General features: G+C 72.4%; 7 protein-coding genes. 5 read left to right on the top strand and 2 right to left on the bottom strand.

Annotated elements, in window-relative coordinates:
• From ABZ573_RS29995 to ABZ573_RS29985, 3 genes are all read left to right on the top strand, one after another.
• The coding region (locus ABZ573_RS29995; RefSeq protein ID WP_358122370.1) for an FAD-linked oxidase C-terminal domain-containing protein at positions 1-167 on the top strand (167 nt) is incomplete at its 5' end.
• Between the two features lie 42 nt (positions 168-209).
• Positions 210-1,448 carry an ATP-grasp domain-containing protein gene (locus ABZ573_RS29990; RefSeq protein ID WP_358122358.1) on the top strand — a complete coding sequence of 413 codons (1,239 nt, stop codon included), beginning with the start codon at positions 210-212 and terminating at the stop codon, positions 1,446-1,448.
• Between the two features lie 90 nt (positions 1,449-1,538).
• Positions 1,539-2,072, top strand: a complete 534-nt coding sequence (locus ABZ573_RS29985) for a YbhB/YbcL family Raf kinase inhibitor-like protein (protein ID WP_327029958.1) — start codon at positions 1,539-1,541, stop codon at positions 2,070-2,072.
• 18 nt (positions 2,073-2,090) lie between these two features.
• Here ABZ573_RS29985 and ABZ573_RS29980 read toward each other — a convergent pair whose 3' ends face one another.
• The gene (locus tag ABZ573_RS29980) at positions 2,091-2,801 is read right to left on the bottom strand and encodes a class I SAM-dependent methyltransferase (protein WP_327029957.1); all 711 of its coding nucleotides are present in this window, start codon (positions 2,799-2,801) and stop codon (positions 2,091-2,093) included.
• Between the two features lie 212 nt (positions 2,802-3,013).
• On the opposite strand from ABZ573_RS29980, the gene ABZ573_RS29975 reads away from it, so the two are divergent.
• Entirely contained in the window at positions 3,014-4,834 is a 1,821-nt protein-coding gene (locus ABZ573_RS29975) for a hypothetical protein (RefSeq protein WP_327029956.1), read from the top strand.
• A 24-nt stretch (positions 4,835-4,858) separates the two neighbouring features.
• Here the strand turns inward: ABZ573_RS29975 and ABZ573_RS29970 are convergent, their stop codons facing one another.
• Positions 4,859-5,641 carry an IucA/IucC family C-terminal-domain containing protein gene (locus ABZ573_RS29970; protein WP_358122368.1) on the bottom strand — a complete coding sequence of 261 codons (783 nt, stop codon included), beginning with the start codon at positions 5,639-5,641 and terminating at the stop codon, positions 4,859-4,861.
• Positions 5,642-5,936: 295 nt separating this feature from the next.
• On the opposite strand from ABZ573_RS29970, the gene ABZ573_RS29965 reads away from it, so the two are divergent.
• A complete protein-coding gene (locus ABZ573_RS29965) occupies positions 5,937-7,454 on the top strand; it encodes a peptide deformylase (protein ID WP_358122366.1) in 1,518 nt (505 codons plus the stop codon).
• The last annotated feature ends 59 nt before the right edge of the window (positions 7,455-7,513 follow it).

The raw sequence follows: 7,513 nt of genomic DNA, 5'->3' as shown, positions 1-7,513 counted from the left end.
GCCTCGGCCTCGAACTGGGCGGCACCTGCACCGGCGAGCACGGCGTGGGCCTGCTCAAGCGCGACTGGCTGGCCCGCGAGATCGGCCCGGTGAGCCTGCGGGTGCACCAGGCGATCAAGGCCGCCCTGGACCCGGCCGGCCTGCTCAACCCCGGCAAGGTCTTCTGATGCCCGCCACCCTCCGGCGGGCCGTACGGAGATGAGGAGAGCGTGCCGACCATAGCCATCGTCGACGGATACTCCACAGGCAGCGCGCTGAGTCGGGCGCTGGCCGAGCGAGGGGTGACCTGCGTCCACGTACGCAGCGGCGAGTCCCTGTACGACTACTACCTGAAGACGTTCCGCCCCGGCGACTACGCGGTCGACCTCGGCTTCGTCGCCGACGAGGACCACCTCGTGGACCGGCTACGGGCGCTCGGCGTCGACCGGGTCGTCGCGGGCACCGAGCCGGGGGTGGTCCTCGCCGACACGCTCAACCACCTGCTCGGTACGCCCGGCAACGACATCGCCACGGTCACCGCGCGGCGCGACAAGTCGGCGATGGCGGCGACCGTGGCCGCCGCCGGTCTCGCCGTGCCCGCCGGCCGGTGCTTCGAGTCCGTGGACCAGGCGGTCGCCTGGTACGCGACCAGCCTGTCCGGCCCGGCCGTCGTCAAGCCCGTGGACGGCGCGGGCACCGACAACGTGCGGTTCTGCGAGAGTCTCGACGAGGTGCGCCTCGCCTGCGCGACGGTCCTGGCCTCGGTCAACCTGTACGGCGTACCCAATCGACGGGTGCTGGTCCAGGAGCGGCTCGTCGGGACCGAGTTCTACGTCAACACGGTCTCGTACGCGGGCACGCACCGGGTCGCCGAGATCTGGCGGTACACGAAACGGCCGGGCCCGGGCGGCGGTCCCATCTACGACTACGAGGAGCCGGTCGACCGGGGCTCGGCCCTGGCCCGGCAGCTCCGTGAGTTCGTCTTCGGGGTGCTCGACGCGCTCGGTGTCCGGTCCTCGGCGGCACACACCGAGCTCATGCTCACCGACCGGGGGCCGGTGCTGATCGAGGCCGGGGCCCGACTCGGGGGAGCGACCCTGCCCGACGTGGTGGCGAAGTTCTGCGGTGTGTCGCAGACCTTCCTACAGGCCCAGCACCTCGTCGATCCGGCGTCGCTCGACCAGTTCGACGACCGTACGCCGGGTTGGGCCGCCGCCGTCCGGAACGTGTCGCTGATCAACCCGGTCCCCGTCGCCGCGCAGGCGGGGGACTGGTACGCCCGGCTGTCGGAGCTGCCGGCGGCCGTGGCGATCGCCGCGCGCTGCTCCCCCGGGGCCGAACTGCCGCAGACCGTCGACCTGTTCAGCTCGCCCGGCTACCTCTATCTCGCCGCGGAGGATCCGGCCGAGGTCGAGCGGAGCTACGAGATGTTGCGCCGCTGGGAACGGCACGGCCTGTACGGGAGCTGACCCTGCGCTCCCGGCGCTGCCGGTTCGATCGCGGGTGCCGACGGGGTAAGAAGGTGCGGAGGAACAACCGCTCACCGGAAGGACCCCCCGATGACCCTGGAACGACCGATCGCCCCGGACCCGTACGAGCTGCTGCCGACCGTTGCGTCGTTCACGCTGACCAGTGACGACGTGCAGAACGGCGAGCCGATGGACGCCGCGTACGCCCACGGCAGCGTCGGGGGCGACAACATCTCGCCGCAGCTCGCCTGGTCCGGCTTCCCGGCCGAGACCAAGGGCTTCGTGGTGACCTGCCTCGACCCGGACGCGCCGACGGGCAGCGGCTTCTGGCACTGGGTCCTGGTCAACCTGCCGGCCGACGTGACGCGGCTGCCGCGCGGCGCGGCCGGCGACGACCTCGGCGGCGCCTTCACGGTCCGCAACGACTACGGCGACCGGGGCTACGGCGGCGCCGCCCCACCGGCAGGCGACCGGCCGCACCGCTACGTGTTCGCGGTGCACGCCCTGGACGTGGAGCGCCTCGACGTCACCCCTGCCGCGACCCCCGCCGTGGTCGGCTTCAACCTGGCCTTCCACACCCTGGCCCGCGCCGTGATCCGCCCCACCTACCAGGTCAAGGAGTAACCCGGAGCGGGCCCGGCCTCAGGAGGGGACCCGGGCTACCGCGAAGACCGACTGGCCGAACGGGGGGAGGACGCGCTGTTCCGCCGCCTTGGTGGCGGGGAGCACGAGGGTGTCGTAGACCTTGACCATCGGGCCCTCCTTCGGCATCAGCCGGAAGACCTTGGTCGCCATGAAGTAGCCGATCAGGCCGAGCGCGTTCGCGTAGTGGATCTTCTCCACCGTCAGGCCGGCGGCGGTCATCGCGGCGGCCAGGGTCTTCTTCGTGTAGCGCCGCACGTGGCCGGTGGCGATGTCCGCCGGGCTCATCGCGAACTGGAAGGCGGGCACGATGATGATGACGTTGCCGCCCGGCCGGACCAGGTCGCGCATGCTGCGCAGCGCGCCCACGTGGTCCTCGATGTGCTCCAGCACGTTGTACGACACGGCGGCGCTGTAGTCGCCCCGGTCGGGGTGCGGCAGCAGCATCTGCCGGACCTCGATGTGGGGCTGGTCGGCCAGCCGCTCCTTCAGCAGGACGAGCCGGTCCGGGTCGGCCTCGGTGGCGGTGAAGCGCGGCAGGTGCTCCGCCCACTCCAGCGCGTAGTCGCCGAGCCCGCTGCCGATCTCGATCGGGTTGTCACCGAGGTACGGCAGGGCCAGCTCGACGAACCAGCGACGGTGGTTGACCGCCGTCGCGAGACCCTCCAGGACCTCGGACTGCACGCGCTGATCCCCAGTGATTTCTGCCATGCGTCGATTCCTCACGATATGAACTCGACCCGCGCCTGGACCGACAGAGTGAATCATCCGCACTGGCAACAGAAAAATCGGGGCACCCGTGGTGGCCGAAATGCGGTCGGGGGTGGGCACGTGATCGGCGGTCGGCGAACCCGGCACATGGTACGCCAGTACCCCGAAACATGTCACCTTGGCGTCATAGCCTGACTACTCTACGAATCGTCATGACTACTCCTGAATCGGGCCTCCCCGCTGGCGAGTCAGGGCCCGGGGCGTCGGTGGACGGGCCCGACCGGGGCGTACGGCCCTGGAAGGGGTGGTGGACGGACGCCGCCGCGGTGGCGAGTTTCGTCGCGCTGGGCTTCTGGGTGACCGCGCGGCTCTGGCTGCGCCCGTCGCACGGCATCCGGGACAACCGCACCGACCAGTCGCAGTTCGAGTGGATGATGGCGCACGGCGCGCGCGTGATGACCGATTTTGTTGATCCATTCACCTCGGACCGGATGAACGTGCCGGAGACCGTCAATCTGATGGCAAATACGTCCGTATTATCCGTATCTCTGCCAATGACGCCCGTCACACTCCTGCTCGGCACCCGCGCGTCGTTTCTGCTCTTTCTCACCCTGGGCATGATCGCCACGGCGACGGCCTGGTACTTCCTGCTGTCCCGGGTGGTCGTCGGCGCCCGCGGGCCGGCCTGGCTCGGCGCCGCGTTCTGCGCGTACGCCCCGGCGATGATCTCGCACGCCAACGCGCACCCCAACATCGTCTCGCAGTACGTGGTGCCCCTGATCGTCTGGCGCACCTTGCGACTCGCCGAGCCGGGGCGCTGGCTGCGCAACGGGCTGCTGCTCGCGGCGGTCATCGTGTGGCAGGCCTTCCTCAACCTCGAGGTGCTGCTGATGACCGCCATCGGACTGGGCGTGGTGGTCGGGGCGCTCGCCCTCGGCCGGCCCGAGCTGCGCCGGCGGGTCCGGCCGTTCCTCGCGGGCCTGGCGGTGGCCGCCGTCGTGGCGCTGGTGGTGCTCGCGTACCCGCTCCACGTCCAGTTCTTCGGCCCGGGGGCGTACAACGGGCTGTCCTGGCTGATCCGGGGCTACTCGACGGACCTCGCGTCGTTCGTGGCGTACTCGCGGGAGTCCCTGGCCGGTGACGCCCGCAGCGCGCAGGGGCTGGCGAAGAACCCCACCGAGGAGAACGCCTTCTTCGGCTGGCCGCTGGTGGTGCTCGTCGTCGCCCTGGTCTGGTGGCTGCGCCGGCACGTCGTGGTACGCGGCCTCGCCGTCCTCGCGCTCTTCTTCGGCCTGCTCTCCCTCGGGCGGGAGGTGCAGCTCAACGGCAGGGGGACCGGGATACCCGGCCCGTGGGCGGCGCTGGAGAACCTGCCCGTCCTGCACTCGGTGGTGCCGACCCGGTGGGCGCTGGCGATCACCCCGATCGTCGGGGTGCTGCTCGCCTACGGGGCGGACCACGCGCGCGCCCTGGCCGCCCGGCACCCGCGGGCACGCCCGCAGATCCGCTTCGCCACCGCCACGGTGCTGGTCATGGCCCTGCTGCCGATCCTGCCGACCCCGCTGCCCACCACCCGGCTCGACCCCGTGCCCGCCTTCGTCACCTCGGGCGCCTGGCGGCCGTACGCGGACGGCGGGCGGAGCATCGTGACCCTCCCGCTGCCCGACACCCACTACGCCGATCCGCTGCGCTGGTCGGCGCGGACCGGGCTGGACATGCCCATCGCCCGCGGCTACTTCCTCGGCCCGGACACCCGCCCCGGTCGGGACCGGATCGCCCTGTTCTCCGCGCCGCCCCGCCCCACCAGCGAGTTCTTCGCCGAGATCCGGCGGACCGGCGCGGTGCCACCGATCACCCCGCAGGCGCGGGTCGACGCGGTCGGGGACCTGCGGTACTGGCGGGCGGGCGCGGTCGTCCTCGGGCCGCACCGGCAGGCCGACGCGCTGCGCCGGGGCATGACCGAGCTGACCGGCGTCCGCCCCACGTACACCGGTGGGGTCTGGCTCTGGGACGTCCGCCCGCTCACCGACTGACGCCGGGCGGCCCGGAGGCGGCCGTCAGGACTGGCGGACGCAGCAGCCCTGGCAGATCTTGGGCTTGGGGAGGGTGAAGGCGAGGCAGCAGGTGCGCCGCTGCACGGTCGGCTCGCCGTTGGGGCCCGGGACCAGCTCCACCAGGTCGGCGAGGTCGAGCGCGCCGAGCAGCGTCTCGATCGTCTCGACCGACGAGCCGGGCAGGCCGTCGGCGGCCCGGAGGACGCCATGGGCGATGCCCGAGGCCACCGACCCGAGCAGGGTGCGCGCGCCGATCCGGACCTCGGCCTGGATCGCGGCGACCATCGGGGCCAGGTGGGCGTCGAGCAGCGAGGCCCGGAGCGCCTGGAGCAGTTCTGCCTCGTCCGCGACGACCCGCACCTCGGGCAGCCCGGCGAGCGCCAGCGGGTCGCTCGGCAGCACCGCGACCGTGGTCGAGCGGCGCAGGCCCATGGTGAGCAGCGGTCGGTGGTCCTCGAAGTGGATCAGCACGTCGGCCGGGTCGAGCAGCGGCACCCGTCGGGCCGAGGCCCAGCCGAGCGCCACGGGCAGCGCCGTCCAGTAGCTGTACGACTTCCAGGCCAGCGCGGCGCAGGCGTGCGGGGTGCCGCCCCAGCGCGAACTGGCCGAGCGCAGGAACTCCGGCAGGAGGGTGCCGTCGACCAGGGTGGTCGCCGGGCGCCAGCCGAACTCGTCGTGCACCAGCAGGCCGGGCGCGAGACCGGGCACGTCGTCGGTGCCGAACATCGCGCGCATGGCGGCGGTGACCGGGGCCAGCGGCGCGGCGGCGGTGTCGCGCTTCGGCATCACCGCTGTCACTGGACTCACCCACCCCGTCGTCGCCGTCGGCGGGCAATCCGCCCGTCGCTGAGCTAAGGCTAGCCTAACCACATCCCGCGAGATAAGGGAAGGCTCGCCTGCGTCGGATCCGGAGGGGCCGGTCACTCCGCCCGTGCGGCCGTACTACCCGGTCATCGGGGCGGAAAACGTCGCCCCAGTATCGACAGCCATCGCTATCTGTCAAGGCTCGTGTCGGCAAGGTGCCAGTTCCGTGTGCGCGTCGCCACAGAACGTGAAACTGATACTCCCGGCCACGAGGAAGCTGATGACCTCACCGCTCGATCGGGCTGCCGACTCCTTCGCCGCCGAGATCGCCCGGCACCGCACGGGGCGGGGGCTGTCCAAGAAGCAGCTCGCCACCCTGATGGGCTTCGACCCGTCGTACGTCAGCCACGTCGAGGGGCGCCGGCACCGCCCCACCGAGGACTTCGCGCGCCGCGCCGAGGCCGTACTGGAGGCCGGCGGCGCGATCTGGCAGCGCTTCAAGGAGTACGACGAGCTGCGGCACGCCCGGGCCGAGCGGGCACACCGGGACCCACCCGTCCCTGGGCAGTGGATGCCGCCCGGCACCGGACTGATCGTCGAGCGGGAACTCGCCACCCTCACCCACCTCGGCGACGCCTACCGCTGCGTCATCCGGCGCGAGCTGTACAACGCCGGCACCGAGCCGGTCACCCGCTACCTGGTGCGGATCGCCGTCGACCGCTACCCCAACGACCCGGGGCGCTCCAACCTGCACCACCGCGAACACCCGCTGACCTTCGCCGAGCTGCGGCTGCGGGCGTACCGGGAGGACGGGGACGAGCGGGAGGCGATGCACTGGCGGGCCAAGCACGACCGCGACGCCTTCAAGGAGCTGTGGCTGCTCTTCGAGAACGCCGACCGGCGCTTCCCCCTCTACCCGGGGGACCGGACCACCATCGAGTACGCGTACTGCGTCGGGCACGACAAGTGGGGCCCCTGGTTCCAGCGGGCGGTCCGGCTGCCCACCCGGCAGATGGCCGTACGCCTGGACCTCCCGGCCGCGGTCGACCCGCAGGTGTGGGGCGCGGAGACCTCGCTCTCGGCGGAGGAGGGCCCGCTGCGCACGCCCGTGATCAGGCGCGAGGACGCCGACCGGGTGATCTTCGACTGGGCGACCGAGGACCCGCCGCTCAACGCGCGGTACCGGTTGCAGTGGCGGTTCCGCGGCCGGCCCGACGTCGAGCCCGAGGAAGCCGGGCGGATCCGGCCCAGCGACCGGATGCGCGGCATCGGCATCGTGCAGCGCGGCGCCGACCTGCTCCGCCAACCGGCCCGGCCGTTCGACCTGCCCCGCGAGGAACGGGAGGCCCGGGACGTCGCCGACCGCCTCGCGGCGACCCTGGTCCGCCTCGACGAGCTGCACCCGTTCCGCAAGGGGGTGGGCATCGCCGCCCCGCAGCTCGGCCTCGGCCGGGCGGTGGCGGTGGTCCGGCCCCCCGACCGGTCGGCCGACCCCGTCGTGCTGCTCAACCCCCGCGTCGTCGACGCCTCTCCCGACAGCGACGAGCAGTACGAGGGGTGCCTCTCCTTCTTCGACCACCGTGGCCTCGTGCCCAGGCCGCTCCGGCTCGACGTGGAGCACGCCCAGTACGACGGCAGCCGGATCATCACCTCGTTCGAGTTCGGCATGGCCCGGCTCGTCGCCCACGAGATCGACCACCTGGAGGGGCGGCTCTACGTCGACCGGATGGCGCCGGGGGTGCCGCTGGTGCCGGTCGAGGAGTACCGCGAGACCGGCCGGCCCTGGCGCTACTGACCTGCGCACATCCGCCCCGGCGGCACGACCACGTCCGCCCGGGTGGGAAGGACGGCCGG

Source organism: Micromonospora sp. NPDC007220 (assembly GCF_040634035.1).
Taxonomy (GTDB): Bacteria; Actinomycetota; Actinomycetes; order Mycobacteriales; family Micromonosporaceae; genus Micromonospora; species Micromonospora reichwaldensis.
The sequence above is the reverse complement of the archived record's forward strand: the minus strand, read 5'-3'. Positions and strand labels throughout refer to the sequence as shown.

Coding starts and splice junctions, on each gene's coding strand:
- ABZ573_RS29970 (WP_358122368.1), bottom strand. CDS start 5,641: ATGCCGAAGCGCGACACCGCCGCCGCGCCGCTGGCCCCGGTCACCGCC.
- ABZ573_RS29985 (WP_327029958.1), top strand. CDS start 1,539: ATGACCCTGGAACGACCGATCGCCCCGGACCCGTACGAGCTGCTGCCG.
- ABZ573_RS29980 (WP_327029957.1), bottom strand. CDS start 2,801: ATGGCAGAAATCACTGGGGATCAGCGCGTGCAGTCCGAGGTCCTGGAG.
- ABZ573_RS29975 (WP_327029956.1), top strand. CDS start 3,014: ATGACTACTCCTGAATCGGGCCTCCCCGCTGGCGAGTCAGGGCCCGGG.